The following is a 13,647-nucleotide window of genomic DNA, read 5'->3' as shown; positions in this document are numbered from 1 at the left end:
TATAGATTAAAAGACAGACAGGAGATAGATACGATGATAAAAGGTTTCGGAGGAATATTTTGGAGAACTAAGAATATGGATGTTGTGAAAAAATGGTACAGTGAAGTGTTGAAGACTGAAATAGAAAATTGGAATGGGACTGTGATTAAACCCCAATTAGGAAATGAGACTATCTTTTCTTTCTTTACCGAGAATGATAGTTATTTTCCAACAGAACAACAAGTGATGTTAAATTTCGAAGTACATGATCTAAACGAGACTATTAAGCATCTTGAACATATTGGTGTACTTCTTGAAAAGAAAAAAGAGGTTAGTGAATACGGAAAGTTTATTTGGATTAAAGATCCTGAAGGTCGACTTATCGAGCTTTGGGAGAAATAGCGGGTTGTGATCATTTGCTATTAAGTAAACGGGTGCGTTTCTACAACAAGTAGAGGCGCAATTTTAATGGGCAGAAAAGTTGAAGATTATTCGGGAAAGATACCTTTAAAGAAAAGGTAGGTGGACACTTTTGAAGAAAACACTTTACGTCCTTTTTTGTATCCTATTTCTCGCAAATAATACGGGTGTTTTTGCGAAGCAAGCTGCACCTAACCAAGATATTAATAAGTATTTTTTTGATGTCAATTTAATTAATTCAGATAGCCAAGTGGCTGAAGCAAAGAAGGATACCAATCAACCTTTTATGGAACAATTGAAGGCACATTCATTAGAGCATAATGATATTGAAAACATTAAAGTTGAAAATAATTCCGGACTTCAGCGTGTATTCAGTATCAATGATGGTTTTCAAGAACGTGTACTCAGAAAAGTGGTGTTCTGGCTTAATAACTCTGCCCGAGTGAAGGGAACAACCGAGGTACCCGTAGATAATCCATCCAATAAATTGACGTTGAAAATGGCAAATGGTGAAGTGAACATTATAGAACCCGCTTATACATGTGTAGTTGAAAATAAACGCAAAACCTGCACAGCTAAAGAAGGGGAATTAATCGTTTCGGAAAATAGACAAAAAGTGCGATTAAAATCACAATCTCTCTATGATTGGCTCATGGTAGGGTGGAGAAAAGAAGTGGACGGACTTACTAAAGAAGAGTTACTTGAAGAAGCATTGTTTACACGTTATTTATATCAGTTGGGCCCATCTTATTCGGAATTTTTCATGTGTCCAAAAATCAAAATTGAACCGATTGATGGGGATCCTAGAAGACATCTCATTTTTGCTAGTGCTTTAAACTATTCAGGACACCACGGTGGAGATTTCGATAAACTTACTTTTTCTATAAGTGATTCTAACCTAACTGGGTTACAAGTGACAAACGTAAAAATAAAGAAACATATTTCGCAAGAAGAAATCGAAAAACAATGTCGAACGTTTGATTAAACGTGTGTCAATTTAATTGTTGAAATAGGTGTTATTTGTGCTTAAATGTTGATATATAGGCATTTTAAAGACCGCTAATTCATATGTGAATTAGCGGTCTTTTTCGTGCTATATTTTATACCACTCAACTGAGCTTTGTAAATATAGGTTCAGCTTTTTTCATGTGGTTACGGAAGGCGTACGCTTTTTCGGTGTAAATCCACCGAGGAGCAGTTTTCCGTGTGGCAGCAATTTCTGAATGATGATGGAAACAAAGATTGGGACGATTAATCCAAATGCTGTGAATCCAACAATGCCATACGTAAAGTAATCATTTAACAAAATATCTGTAAAGATGTGCAAGTACATAATCGTCAGTGAGTGTTTCTCAATCCATTGTAGCCAGTTGAGTGACAAGCGAGCGGCAATGAGTTGAACTACGCCCACCAGAACGAGCGTGAATGACAAGGGAATGATCAAATCTAACACAAAATGTTCATAACGTAGAAATTTCATACTCAAATGATAGTCAATTACATGGAATTCATCTAGGAAATAGGCTGATATACTAACAGTCAATCCAGCGAGTAACCACCACTTCGTGACATTCATCCAAATCGACTTCAAATAATAACCAAGTGCAAAATAGACGACCGCCATAAGCGCAACATCAATGTTCCAAATCATCGGAATCGCTTGAGAAGCTGTATCCGGGGCACCACCTATGACTTGCATGGCAAAAATACTTTCAAAATGGGCAACGATATAGAAAATCGATAAGATAACGATCTGTTTTGTGCGGTTAAAGTATTTTGTCATCCATAAGAAGAATAGGTACGTAAAGAATAGTGTAGTTACAAACCAGAAAACACCGTATGCGCCACGTGCAAAACGACCGCCTACTACAAGTGTCCAAAAGTCATTTGCATACCAAGCCAGTTCCATATTGCCTGAACCAATTTCGATTCCATAACGGATTGTCGTGATTGCTAGCAGGAAAAACAAATAGGGTACAATTAATTGCATAAAGCGTTTGTGAATCGTTAGTTTCATAAGCCCTTTTTCTAACGCGGGTTTGAAAAACAAACCACTCAAAATGAAAAAAGCCGGCATGTGGAACCAGTATATATATTTTGCGAGCGGGAAATCGAGTTGACCGGGATAATGACCAATGACGACAAGAATCATTAAAAATCCTTTCGTGACATCCACCCAGGATAAACGTTTCTTATTCATAATCATACTCCTCATAAAAATGACCTGATTCCATTGTACTACCAATTCGTAGTCAGAAACGTGATGTAACACGATTGACTCAGGATTGAAAGAAAGATGGAAGCAATTTCATAAAGAGGAAGGGGGAGTGTAGATTTTAAATTCGGGGAATAAAGCCAGACATTAGAAATCCCGTTAAAATAGGATTCGGCTACCACTTTTACGCGCCTGCGCTGGTTATTTCTTGGCGATGGGGAAACCAGAGAAGTGGCGGTAGCGCCCGAAATTGTATCTTCGGGCGCTTTGAAAATAGATTGAGAAGCATCTATTCTTTCATTCTAAAAAGTAAACACCCTTTTACCTAGCCCATTTTAAGGGAGCGACGGACAACTAACGGGTACAAGATTACCGAAAAGAGGGCTAAGAGTAGTGACGAAGTCACAACTCTTAGCCCTTGGTCTATCGATAATCCTGTATCGGTCACGTTGTCTAAAGCGAACCGAAAGTGGCCAAGTAGAAGTCCGCAACACATTACCTCATCATTTCAACCTCTTACTCATAAAGTTAAAAGCATTATCGAAGCTAATCCCATCCAGCTCATTTTTGGAAAAACCTCTCACTGCCATGCGTTCCAGCAAATCGGGAATTTTGGTGCAGTCCTCCAGTCCGACTGTACGCGGTGATTTGGATACTAAATCATACGCAGATAAATAATCGAGAAAGTCAAAACCAAGCGCGATGTGTTGAGGTCCAACAAGGTCCGCTATGTACACCGCATGGTCGACAAAACGGTCCAGCGTAGGATTCACTTTGTCGATAAAACCACTGAACGCATTCAATCCAATGATTCCGCCGCCCTCGGCAATTGCTTTCATTTGAGCATCCGTCAAATTCCTTTCATGCGGGCATAGGGCAATTGCATTGCTATGCGATGCAATGATCGGCTGATTGGAAATCGCATGCATATTCCAGAAAGACTTTTCGTCCAAATGGGAAGCATCGAGGATCCAATTTAGCTCATTCGCTTTCCGCACTGCGAGCTCACCTAAAGCTGACAGTCCTCTCTTCGCAGGTTCGTCTACTGAACCCGTACCGCTTGCAAGAAGATTCCATTCATTCCATACGAAAATGGACTGTCTGAATTTGTTAGCATGTAATTCTTCGAAAGCGGCATTGATATTACTTTCGAATGAATCTTGTCCCCAGTGTTCAAGAAAACGCATTCCTTCAATCCCTAAAAAGAGATTAATCTTCCCCGAACGCGTCGCGTCTTTCATGTCATCGGTAATTAGGCAAACATTAGCATGTTTAGACGAACGCAAATCATCCAACACATGCGTTAAAATCGTCTGAAAACGTGTGAAAGGATCTTGACGGAAGGCGGGTTCAACCCAAATCACACAACAAATTGAATCGACACCGCCTTTTTTCAATTGCGGATAATGAATTCGGTCGAATACATCAGTTTCTCCTTTGCTCCTTCTCCATGCGATGTCCGTAAAAAGATCTGAATGGATGTCGAAAACTTTCACATCAATCTCTCCTCCCTTAAGTGATTTCCATTTTAATAGCGTGTCTATTAGTCTATCAAAAGAAACTCAATGCAACTTTAAAACTATTTGTTATAATGAAATTACTCATAACAGGTAGTTAGTGTTTATCGGCAGTCATCCGTGAAATACTACCTAATTGATCAACTACATATCTTTTTAAAACACTAGTCACTAACAACAACTAAAAACAGGGGAGAGGGGTGCAAACTTGGTGAAAAAGGTTATCAGATCGTTCCTATTACTATTCGCAATGTCATTTGTCTTCTTTCCATTAGAAACGTTAGCTGCATCAGAACCGCTCGATGAAATTCGGCAATTGGTGCGTGATTATTATGTCGATGACGTGCCTGAAGCTGTGTTATCGAAAGGCTCCATTCAGGAAATTACAGAGCAACTCGATCCTCATTCTGTTTATATGAGTGCGAAGGAATACGCGGGATTCGTCAATGCAATCGAACAACGAATTGTAGGTATTGGTGTTGTCCTTGAAGAAGATTTGAAAGGGATCAAAGTAATTTCGGTCATTTCAACAGGACCGGCATCACGAGCGGACATCCAATCGGGTGACGTCATTACGCATGTGGATGGAAAAAGCGTCGTTGGCAAGTCCATTCAGACCGCTGTATCGTTAATTAGCGGGATAGACAAAACGACGATCACTTTGACGATTGTACGTACAGGAATCCAAGCTCCTCTCATTAAAACGATTACGCGAGAAGAGATTATATTGCCGAATGTTGAATCCGAAATGCTTGGTGGCAATATTGCTTACATTCGGCTCAACAGCTTTGCAACCGAATCCTCGAAAGAAATGGACAAAGCGATTCAATCATTAACCGGTGCAAACGGGTATATTGTTGATTTACGCAATAATGGCGGCGGTTATATCACGGCTGCACAGGACATTGCAGGGTTCTTTCCGAATACACCCAGTGCCTTTCAGTTACGAGAAAAGAACAGGAAGCCAATGGTCTATCCATCTACTGTTCAAAAACAAAAGTTCAAAGGGCCGACTCACGTTCTCATTAATGAATACAGCGCCAGTGCTTCTGAAATGGTCTCTGCAGCTGTAAAGGAGAACAAGGCGGCAACACTCTACGGACAGACGAGTTACGGCAAGGGCACGATGCAATCGATGTATGGATTCGATGACAGCAGTGTCATGAAAATGACGACAGCAAGGTTTTATTCGCCGGGCGGTCAGGCTGTGGATGAAGTAGGTGTGAAGCCAAACATCGTAACGAAGATAGGGACAGAACTTGAAGTAGCCCATCGAGATCAGTTGCTGTTAAAGATGAAAGGATATAAACAGCTTCCTGCACTTACAAATGTGCCGGTCAAGAAATCGTTTAAGGTAGAGATGAACACGAAAATGAATTGGAAAAATAGTGATAAAACAGCGATTCAACTTCTCCAACTAGGTGGAGAAGAGATTGAAGTAGTCGTAGGGGCTATAGATGATAGAACAGTTACAGTCGTTCCGAAAAAGTCTTTACTAGCAGGGGGTACCTATCTACTTGTGATTCATCCAGTTTATAAAAACACACAAGATAAAAGGATGAAACAAGGCGTCTATTTGGATGTATCCGTAAAATAAGATAGCACCGGGTTTTCGGCAATCTCATTTAATAATGAGATGGTAGAAATCCTGGTGCTTTTTTGTAGGGGCTATCCTCTTCCATTCAGATAAAAGTCAAATTAGATCTTTAAAGAACGCCGATGAATTTCTTCTTCCAACAATTCGATAAAGTGAGGATTTAACTTAATGTCTTTTGCTTTGAAGTAAGATTTAATCAATAAGTCATTAGGTAATTTTTTCAACTGGGATTGCACCTCCGATTTTTTTAAGATATGTGTACTAAACTGAAATGTTGAGACATAGATTGGAGAATAGGGCAGAACTAAGCTGTACTCTAAATCTACCAAAGATTAGGACCAAGAACAACCGTTCTCTTATCCACAGGTGGTGGTGGATAAGCTGTTCAAAACATGTTCGTAATGAGTGGCAAAGCATTGCTAGCCATGGGTATAAGGTTAATAACCTTATCCACAGTTGTTGGAATTGCGAAATTTGTCGAAACATTTTATTTTTATTCAGCATTCATCCCTCAACTCCAAAGGTGGAAGATGAATGCGGTTTAGTTTTCCTGTTCAGTGGTCTCCAAACGCCAGCTGAAAAAATAAAGCCTCCGGCGGATGTCACAGATTTTGAAAGGAGTCAATCGAGCAAGCTCGATTCAAAATCTGGACGCAATTACGCCGAGGCGTAATTGATTAGTTAATAAATCCTTTTGAGTCCATTCCGCGAATTGAAGGAATTTTTTTTTGTCTACATACGAATCGAATTAGCTTGTTAATCATATAAGGGGGGCGGTGAAGAATAGATTGGTGTAATGCGTGTGTTAGATAGTTAGAAAATAGTGTGCCTGTAGGGGGAGGTAAAGTGTAGCGAGTAGGGGGAAAAGTAAAAAGTGAAGGGGAATCGGATTGCACTGCATAAATTGTGGACATAAACAAAGTGAAGGGAAATTTTGTGCAACGTGCGGAAACGCATTAAGCACCGAAGTCATCGAAGTTCAGCAAACAATGAGCAGAACGGCAACGAAACCTGACATAAAGTCGAAAGAAAAGATTGAATTGGTCAAAGTGGCCATGAAAGCGTACTGGGTCTATTTTGTAAACCATTTGAAGCGTCCTTCTGATGCAATGGACCAGGGGGAAAAGGAATTAAGAAACGGCATTGTCACTATCGTCATTCAATTAATATTAATAGGGCTTTTCTTGTTCACTTTCATGAATAATATACCAATTTTTATTTATGGGTTTCCGTACGAAGCCTCATTTGGTGAGGTTATGGGAAAATCGTTATTACTTAGCTTTGGATGTACGGCGATTTCCATCGGTTCATTGTTTATCACGCTTAAATTCCTTGGGCCCAATCAGTCCTTAAAAAACATTGCAGGCATTTACGGAACACAGCTAATCCCATCGACATTCCTGATTCTAATCGCACTTATTTTCCTCCTGTTAAAAGCGTATGCATTCGGAAACGTATTACTATCCTTCGCACTTCTAATTGCATTTCTTATTGTGCCATTGTACATTCTTATCAAGTTCGTGGGTCAAGATTTATCGGCAGTGGATCCACTCTATTGCGTAGCTGTTTATATCATCATTATTGGGATTGCTTTTTCCATTTTGTATATCCTTTTAGGTGACTACGCAATAGGGAGCATGATGAGCCGATTGGTTTTGTTTTAGTAAAGCAAATAAAACAACAAAAGGAACAACTCGTTAAGAGTTGTTCCTTTTGTTGTTTTTATACTCTTTGGTCGACTGTGAAGCTTGATGTTTTGAATAGCTTAGGTACTTTGTCAATAGATGCAAAAGCTTGGCTGCCCATAACACCACTCAAAATCAATACAAGTGATAGTGTTGCTAAAATTTTCTTCATCATAAATCCTCCCATGTTTGTATTTTTCTATATAAATATCCATATCTATTTGCTTCTTGGTAGTAAATAGATGATAGTTTATATTTTCGATTACGGTAATACCATTCGGCGAGTGCAATACAGTATTTATGAACATATTGATAATCTTGTATCTCCTTGAAGTACTCAATCGCTGTTTCGGTAATTTTTTCGGACAAACCTTTTTCACTGTAAATTGATTTGAATATATTAAAATGGTGGTAATACGAAATGGAGTAATTGTCTTCCAAACGGGACATCAAAAGCATACCTTCATTACACCACTCATTTACAAGCTTCTTGTTATCTAACTTCGAATACTCAATTACTAAACATAGTATTGAAAGTAGCGGATCTTCATCATCGGTTTTAAATTCAATACTTTTTTTATAGTTACTTATAGCATCTTCACTGTTACCTATTATACTGGAAAGTGCACCGAGATTGTGGTAAACAATTCCTTTTTCATGGTTCAAATTAAATTCATCACATATTTGCATTGCCTTTAGATAGGATTCATATGCTTCTTGAAATTGTTCATTTTTCTTTTTGGTGATTCCAATTAGTATATAGCACTCTAATACTCTCTTCATTAAAAAATTTTCTCTAAAGTATTCGAGTGCATTTCTAATATATTCAATGGAGGTAAAAATACGGCCATCCGCCGTAAAGACTACCCCAATCATATAATTCATTTCTGCTTTTTCCCAATCTTCTAGTAAAATATTATCAATTAATAATAACACATTTTCGAAATACTCAATCGATTTATTGCGATTTTCTGTTGAATAATTATAGATTGCTTTATTTACAGTAAATAAGTAAATTTGCCGTGGATTAAAGTCCTTACATAATTCTTCTAAGTAGTCTATTTCCTTTTTGAATTCATCAAAATCCGAACCTGAAATGATTCGGAACCGTAAAACAATTAGAAGGTAAGTGTGGTAGAGCGATTGGTTTTCAAATAGTGGACTACAATTCAGTAGATAATCCAGTTTCTGTTTAGTCAAGCTCACGTCTCGACTCGTAATTACTTCTTTATAGGTCTCATTGAGCATTTTTTCAAAATCTAGCTCAGTTTGCAAATCATTTTTTTGTAACTTCGAAGGATCTATACCTAATCGATTAAATAATAACGTAACGACCTCTTCACTAGGGATTATTAAATTCCGTTCGATTTTGGATAAGTAAGAAGGCGTGCAGATCCCTTTTGCTAAAACTAATTGTTTCATTTGTTGTCTGATTCTTTCTGCCCTTATTAAATGTCCAACTTTCATTAGCGAATCCCTCTCTTTTAAATCATAGTTCATACGTAGCATTAATCATACCATTTTAATGTGGGAAATAAATTAGAGAAACACTCAAAAAATGCATAATTCCGAAAAAAATGTCCCAACTTAATTGAATGTTATTCTAGCCATGTGAATGATATTGTTGAGTAAGAGAGTGAGGGATAGTACGCATGCGAATTGAGGACATTTATTTTGATGAAGCTGTTATGCGAAAGAAAAGTGGAAAAGCTGCTATCCAACTTAGGAATAAAGAAATACGAGTTCGCAGCCCAAAAGTGATTTCCTGTATGGTGAAACGCATGTTTTCTAGCTTATCATTCTTTCGAAGGGAGTGAGATTATGCCCATGGAGACACCAAATGACAAAATTGAAGTTGACTTAAAAGACATAGATTTATATGAAATGAAAATAGAACTGATGGCGTTTTTGGATAAAATGAAATCAAATGGATTCCTGGAATCAGTCGAATTCCGGGATAGTCCATTTGGCATCAAGCAAATCTAATTTGCTGTAATTTTCTTATTGAAAGCGCAACATCCACAAACTTATCGACGGTTTGTGAATGTTGCTTTTTGTGATTATGTATTAATCAAAACCCGAATTAGAATATTCCGCTTTAATCAGTTTAAGTTTCTTCGGTTGACCATCCACCTTCAGCCAGATTCATGTAGTCCTAAGGACCAATCACTCCTGATAAACCGCGACGCTCTCACTCACCAGTTCTAGACAACCCACAGGACATCCACATCATCGAAGTGTTATAATAGTGTGACAAATAAATGTAATGTAAATCGAAGGAGTGAATGGAATGGCTATTGATGTTTACCTAAATTTTAACGGAAATTGTCGTGAAGCGGTATTGTTTTACGCGGAGGTTTTTGGAACAGAAGAACCCAAAATAATGACTTTTGCAGAAGCACCACCTAATCCGGAATATCCCCTTCCGGAAGAAGCGAAAAACATGGTTATGCACACTCGTTTGAATATTCAAGGGAGCAATGTTATGTTCTCAGATGTTTTTCCCAATACGCCCTTTGTTGCGGGGAACAATATAAGCCTTGCGGTAGTCAGTAAAGACCAGGATGAGATTAACGCCATATTTGGTAAACTGAAGGAAGGCGGCAACGTAGGCATGGAACTTCAAGAAACGTTCTGGAGCAAAAGCTACGGTATGGTAACGGATAAGTTTGGAATTGAATGGCAAGTTAATTATGACAATGGAGAAACATTCATGTAATTCGTTAATTTTACGAATTGCTACTTCATTTTGGAGAGTAAAACGCAATGCGCATATATAAAGCGCGCTGCGTTTTTTGTTTTCACCGTTTATCCGCTAGATTCGAATCATTTTGAAATTACCTAGCTACTATCCCGCATATATATAATCGTCTGAGTTTATCATCATAGGACTTTAATCCAAGCGCTGCAACATCATTGGGAAAACCGTACATCCATTTCATTGAATGAAAAAAGAGGAGTGGCTTCATGAAGTTGAAAAGACGTTGGATACTTGGCATATCGCTTCTGCTTTTTTTGTGTACTGCTTGCCAACAATCGAGTGATGAAGCAATCACAAAAATTGAAGTTCCTCCGGCGCAAGCGGTGGAGATTGCCGCAGGGTGGGCAGCGACGGAAAGTATAGTGCAGGCAGGCGGCGTCTATGAAGAGGGGGAATATCAGAGATTCAATGATAAAGGGAAGACGTATCGATATATGGCCAGTCAATTGGACACAAAGAAGGAATTACGGGCTGAACTTGAAAAGTGGCTAACAAAAAAAGTTGCTAAACGCTATATAAAAGAGCATGGTTTTATTAAACAAAATAAGAAGTTGGCGCAAATTGAGTCGGATGGAGGATCACTTCTTGAATGGGAAGTAGCAACAGCGGTGTTGGTGAAATCGAAAAAAAACAAGTATATATTTGAGTTAAGCGTGCCGATAGGCTATACGGGTACTTACGATAAATTCGAAGTCACATACGAATACGTGAAAAAGTCCGGTTGGCGTATTAGTAAACTACCCGATTATGTGGATTAACCAGAATAGACGCTTCGGCTATCACTTTTATGCGCCTGCACCGTGTGATAAAAAAGTTCTGATTCATTCATTACCGTGTGTGAAGTGCCTTTATTGAAAACTGCAACCTTTTGGTATCGATCAAATACAGGTGCTGCTTCGGTGATTTTAATCGATTTCGTTGTAGAAGCTTCTGTGAATGAAGGAAATATTGCGATGAATAGTAATAAAAATAGAATGGATTTTTTCAATCGTTAATATGCCCTTTTTTCTTTGTTCTCTTTCTATATAATAGATAGAAAGTCGGGAACTAGCAAGGGTTAATTGGATTTAATTACTAGTGCACAACTCTTTGTCTTATCAACATTTGTGGTGGATAAGTTGTGTATAACAGCGATATTATGCACAAAATGATAGAAAAGACGGTTGCTTTTCTGTTAGTAACTTTATCCACAGAGAGAAACGGCGCGTAAATGCTTAAAATACTGTCTGTATTTTACGTTAATTAGAGTAGGTTTAAAGCTGTTTATTTTTACCACTTATCGACAAATGAGCTTTATAGTAATGTGTATATTCTGACTGGAAAAATTCAATAGATATTTGAGAAAAATAGTAAAAATAATCGTACTTGGAGTGATGTAAATTGAATCTACAAAATCCCAAAAAAATCAGAGATAGAGGAATTATAATCGGTCGTCTTCCGGTAGGCATGAAGAATTGTATTACGGATGTGGAAGGTGTAAAGGTTGGACATGTAACGCTGGATAATCCATTGGATGGGGACGAATACGCAGCTACGGGCGTGACTGCTATATTACCGCATGGCGACAATTTATTTATGCATAAAGTAGTGGCTGCAAGCTATGTACTGAACGGTTTTGGAAAAACATCGGGGCTTGTCCAAGTAGATGAGTTAGGTCAGATTGAGTCACCGATTATGCTGACAAATACGTTTGGCGTTCCCGCGGTTTCACAAGGGACGCTACAGTATATGTTAGATGAAAATCCGGTGATTGGGGATACAACTGGCACCATTAATCTGGTTGTGGGGGAATGTAATGACAGCAGGTTGAACTCAATCCGCGAGTTGCCGGTTCAACCAAGCCAAGCGATTGCATCTATCAAAGGAGCTTCCACTGATGCTACATTGGAAGGGGCAGTCGGAGCTGGAAAAGGCATGATTTGTTTCGGATATAAAGGTGGCATTGGTTCGTCTTCACGAATTATCTATGACGACGAAAGTGGGGAGTCCTATATACTCGGCTGTTTAGTTCTAAGTAACTTTGGGAGAAAAGAAGATTTTCAATATGAAAAATATAAACTGAATGATAATCAGGAATTTCCTAGCTATCCGAAACCGGCTGACGGGTCCATCATGATTGTGTTAGCTACAGATGCACCGCTCAGCAGTAGACAATTGCGCAGACTAGCAAAAAGATGTGGCATCGGGCTCGGAAGAACGGGCAGCCATTTCAGTAATGGCAGTGGCGACATTGTCATCGCTTTTTCAACCGCTAATAAAATCCCGCATTTCTCAACCGGAACTGTTGAAACCAGACAACAAATGAGAGACGATCATCCAATCATGAATGATTTTTTCCTGGGTGCAGCTGAAGTTACAGAAGAAGCAATCCTGAATTCATTGTCACAGGCAGTAACGACAACCGGGCGGAAAGGGAATACTGTTTATGCTTTTCCGTTTGAGTAAACATAAAGAGGCGATTTCCCAGGACGGAAATACCGCAGGTAGAAATTTTTCAGTTATTATCTTTTTGCGTTAACTAGGTGATTAACTAAAAATAACCAGTGGATAACTTGATCACAAATTGGACACTACATGTATCGTTTGTTTTGGTTTGCTTTGGATTGAACGACTTCTATACCATTATCGAGATGTCTTAATAAGTAGGGATGCGACGAAGTCGCATCCCTACTTATTTTTTCTATAATCGTATGGTGGTTATTCATTCGTCACTTTCCCAAAACACAGCTACAAGTAGTGCCGAAGCTTTTCGGGACGATAGAATAACTCTCTTCTCACACAGAGAAAAGCGGTCAAAGATACAATTTTGACCGCTCAAATCTTCTTCTATAGTTTCTCTATTTTTATTTTAGAGAAATGTAACTTTTTTACATAACATCACATATTCTAAGCTAATTGTAATCAAAGAATGCTATGTAAAACGTGCTAATGTGCCCGAAATTGCATCTTCGGGCACTTACACCCTTTATAGAAAGTGTTCTATTCTTTTCTATTAAAGCAACCGCATTTTTCACTTGAATAGTGTAGGTCTGCGACAGGTAATTAATCACAACAGGATTTCCGAAAAGGATATGGCTAGAAGTGACGAAGTCACTTCTGGACATTCTTGCCTCTCGGTAAAACTGTCGCGATTAATTCACCAATAGCAGACCGAAACCAACCTAGTGAAATGGCAGTTTCAAGATTTAATAGAAAAACTGAAAACAAAGACAAAAGGAATTATTTTTTCTAAAAACCTCTAGACAGAAAAGAAATGATGCGCTATAATCCAATTAATCAAACAAAACATATCAAGTTACTTGGTTATTGAAAGAGGTCCATATCGATTGGTTAAACAGCATGCATATGTATCTCTTTCTGAACTTAATAGGTAACAAAAGTGGCTAATCGGTTAACCGAAGGCTCTCAACTAGTATTAAAGTTGAGAGCCTTTTTATCTTTATTCAGCAGAAGACTCTCACCTCCATAGGTGG

At 38.4% G+C, this 13,647-nt stretch carries 14 protein-coding genes; 8 read left to right on the top strand and 6 right to left on the bottom strand.

Annotated elements, in window-relative coordinates:
- The first annotated feature begins 33 nt into the window (after positions 1-33).
- Together AC25Y5_RS14440 and AC25Y5_RS14435 are read left to right on the top strand one after the other, a co-directional pair.
- Complete coding sequence (locus AC25Y5_RS14440; RefSeq protein WP_488140895.1) at positions 34-381, top strand: VOC family protein; 348 nt, start codon at positions 34-36, stop codon at positions 379-381.
- Between the two features lie 130 nt (positions 382-511).
- Complete coding sequence (locus AC25Y5_RS14435; RefSeq protein WP_488140894.1) at positions 512-1,384, top strand: hypothetical protein; 873 nt, start codon at positions 512-514, stop codon at positions 1,382-1,384.
- A 159-nt stretch (positions 1,385-1,543) separates the two neighbouring features.
- Here the strand turns inward: AC25Y5_RS14435 and AC25Y5_RS14430 are convergent, their stop codons facing one another.
- Positions 1,544-2,599: an acyltransferase family protein gene (locus AC25Y5_RS14430; protein ID WP_488140893.1), complete on the bottom strand. Its 1,056-nt coding sequence runs from the start codon at positions 2,597-2,599 to the stop codon at positions 1,544-1,546.
- A 518-nt stretch (positions 2,600-3,117) separates the two neighbouring features.
- Complete coding sequence (locus tag AC25Y5_RS14425) at positions 3,118-4,110, bottom strand: dipeptidase (protein ID WP_488140892.1); 993 nt, start codon at positions 4,108-4,110, stop codon at positions 3,118-3,120.
- Between the two features lie 232 nt (positions 4,111-4,342).
- Between AC25Y5_RS14425 and AC25Y5_RS14420 the strand changes: the two genes are divergently transcribed.
- Positions 4,343-5,728, top strand: coding sequence for a S41 family peptidase (locus AC25Y5_RS14420; protein WP_488140891.1), 1,386 nt, complete (start codon positions 4,343-4,345; stop codon positions 5,726-5,728).
- Between the two features lie 101 nt (positions 5,729-5,829).
- On the opposite strand, the gene sda is transcribed toward AC25Y5_RS14420, so the two are convergent.
- Complete coding sequence (gene sda, locus AC25Y5_RS14415) at positions 5,830-5,964, bottom strand: sporulation histidine kinase inhibitor Sda (RefSeq protein ID WP_482102127.1); 135 nt, start codon at positions 5,962-5,964, stop codon at positions 5,830-5,832.
- 654 nt (positions 5,965-6,618) lie between these two features.
- On the opposite strand from sda, the gene AC25Y5_RS14410 reads away from it, so the two are divergent.
- A complete protein-coding gene (locus AC25Y5_RS14410) occupies positions 6,619-7,392 on the top strand; it encodes a hypothetical protein (RefSeq protein WP_488140890.1) in 774 nt (257 codons plus the stop codon).
- 58 nt (positions 7,393-7,450) lie between these two features.
- Here the strand turns inward: AC25Y5_RS14410 and AC25Y5_RS14405 are convergent, their stop codons facing one another.
- The gene (locus AC25Y5_RS14405; protein WP_488140889.1) at positions 7,451-7,585 is read right to left on the bottom strand and encodes a hypothetical protein; all 135 of its coding nucleotides are present in this window, start codon (positions 7,583-7,585) and stop codon (positions 7,451-7,453) included.
- Complete coding sequence (locus tag AC25Y5_RS14400; RefSeq protein WP_488140888.1) at positions 7,585-8,880, bottom strand: tetratricopeptide repeat protein; 1,296 nt, start codon at positions 8,878-8,880, stop codon at positions 7,585-7,587. The genes AC25Y5_RS14405 and AC25Y5_RS14400 overlap by 1 nt, the downstream gene beginning before the upstream one ends.
- Positions 8,881-9,234: 354 nt before the next feature.
- On the opposite strand from AC25Y5_RS14400, the gene AC25Y5_RS14395 reads away from it, so the two are divergent.
- The 3 genes from AC25Y5_RS14395 to AC25Y5_RS14385 all read left to right on the top strand — a co-directional run bounded on the left by AC25Y5_RS14395 (position 9,235) and on the right by AC25Y5_RS14385 (position 10,932).
- Positions 9,235-9,399 (top strand): hypothetical protein, encoded by a 165-nt coding sequence (locus AC25Y5_RS14395; protein ID WP_488140887.1) that lies wholly within the window; start codon positions 9,235-9,237, stop codon positions 9,397-9,399.
- A gap of 304 nt (positions 9,400-9,703) precedes the next feature.
- Positions 9,704-10,132: a VOC family protein gene (locus AC25Y5_RS14390; protein ID WP_488140886.1), complete on the top strand. Its 429-nt coding sequence runs from the start codon at positions 9,704-9,706 to the stop codon at positions 10,130-10,132.
- Positions 10,133-10,380: 248 nt separating this feature from the next.
- Positions 10,381-10,932, top strand: a complete 552-nt coding sequence (locus AC25Y5_RS14385) for a DL-endopeptidase inhibitor IseA family protein (RefSeq protein WP_488140885.1) — start codon at positions 10,381-10,383, stop codon at positions 10,930-10,932.
- Here AC25Y5_RS14385 and AC25Y5_RS14380 read toward each other — a convergent pair.
- Positions 10,929-11,162, bottom strand: a complete 234-nt coding sequence (locus AC25Y5_RS14380) for a hypothetical protein (protein ID WP_488140884.1) — start codon at positions 11,160-11,162, stop codon at positions 10,929-10,931. The two genes, AC25Y5_RS14385 and AC25Y5_RS14380, sit on opposite strands and share 4 nt — an antisense overlap.
- A 458-nt stretch (positions 11,163-11,620) precedes the next feature.
- On the opposite strand from AC25Y5_RS14380, the gene AC25Y5_RS14375 reads away from it, so the two are divergent.
- Entirely contained in the window at positions 11,621-12,619 is a 999-nt protein-coding gene (locus AC25Y5_RS14375) for a DmpA family aminopeptidase (protein WP_488140948.1), read from the top strand.
- Positions 12,620-13,647 lie beyond the last annotated feature (1,028 nt).

The sequence above is a fragment of the Sporosarcina sp. Y1011 genome (genome assembly GCF_057669885.1).
The sequence above is the reverse complement of the archived record's forward strand: the minus strand, read 5'-3'. Positions and strand labels throughout refer to the sequence as shown.

Bases quoted from the DNA above. Each gene is read 5' to 3' on its own strand.
- AC25Y5_RS14440 (WP_488140895.1), top strand. From the start codon at position 34: ATGATAAAAGGTTTCGGAGGAATATTTTGGAGAACTAAGAATATGGAT.
- AC25Y5_RS14430 (WP_488140893.1), bottom strand. From the start codon at position 2,599: ATGAATAAGAAACGTTTATCCTGGGTGGATGTCACGAAAGGATTTTTA.
- AC25Y5_RS14405 (WP_488140889.1), bottom strand. From the start codon at position 7,585: ATGAAGAAAATTTTAGCAACACTATCACTTGTATTGATTTTGAGTGGT.
- AC25Y5_RS14400 (WP_488140888.1), bottom strand. From the start codon at position 8,880: ATGAAAGTTGGACATTTAATAAGGGCAGAAAGAATCAGACAACAAATG.
- AC25Y5_RS14395 (WP_488140887.1), top strand. From the start codon at position 9,235: ATGCCCATGGAGACACCAAATGACAAAATTGAAGTTGACTTAAAAGAC.
- AC25Y5_RS14390 (WP_488140886.1), top strand. From the start codon at position 9,704: ATGGCTATTGATGTTTACCTAAATTTTAACGGAAATTGTCGTGAAGCG.
- AC25Y5_RS14385 (WP_488140885.1), top strand. From the start codon at position 10,381: ATGAAGTTGAAAAGACGTTGGATACTTGGCATATCGCTTCTGCTTTTT.
- AC25Y5_RS14375 (WP_488140948.1), top strand. From the start codon at position 11,621: ATGAAGAATTGTATTACGGATGTGGAAGGTGTAAAGGTTGGACATGTA.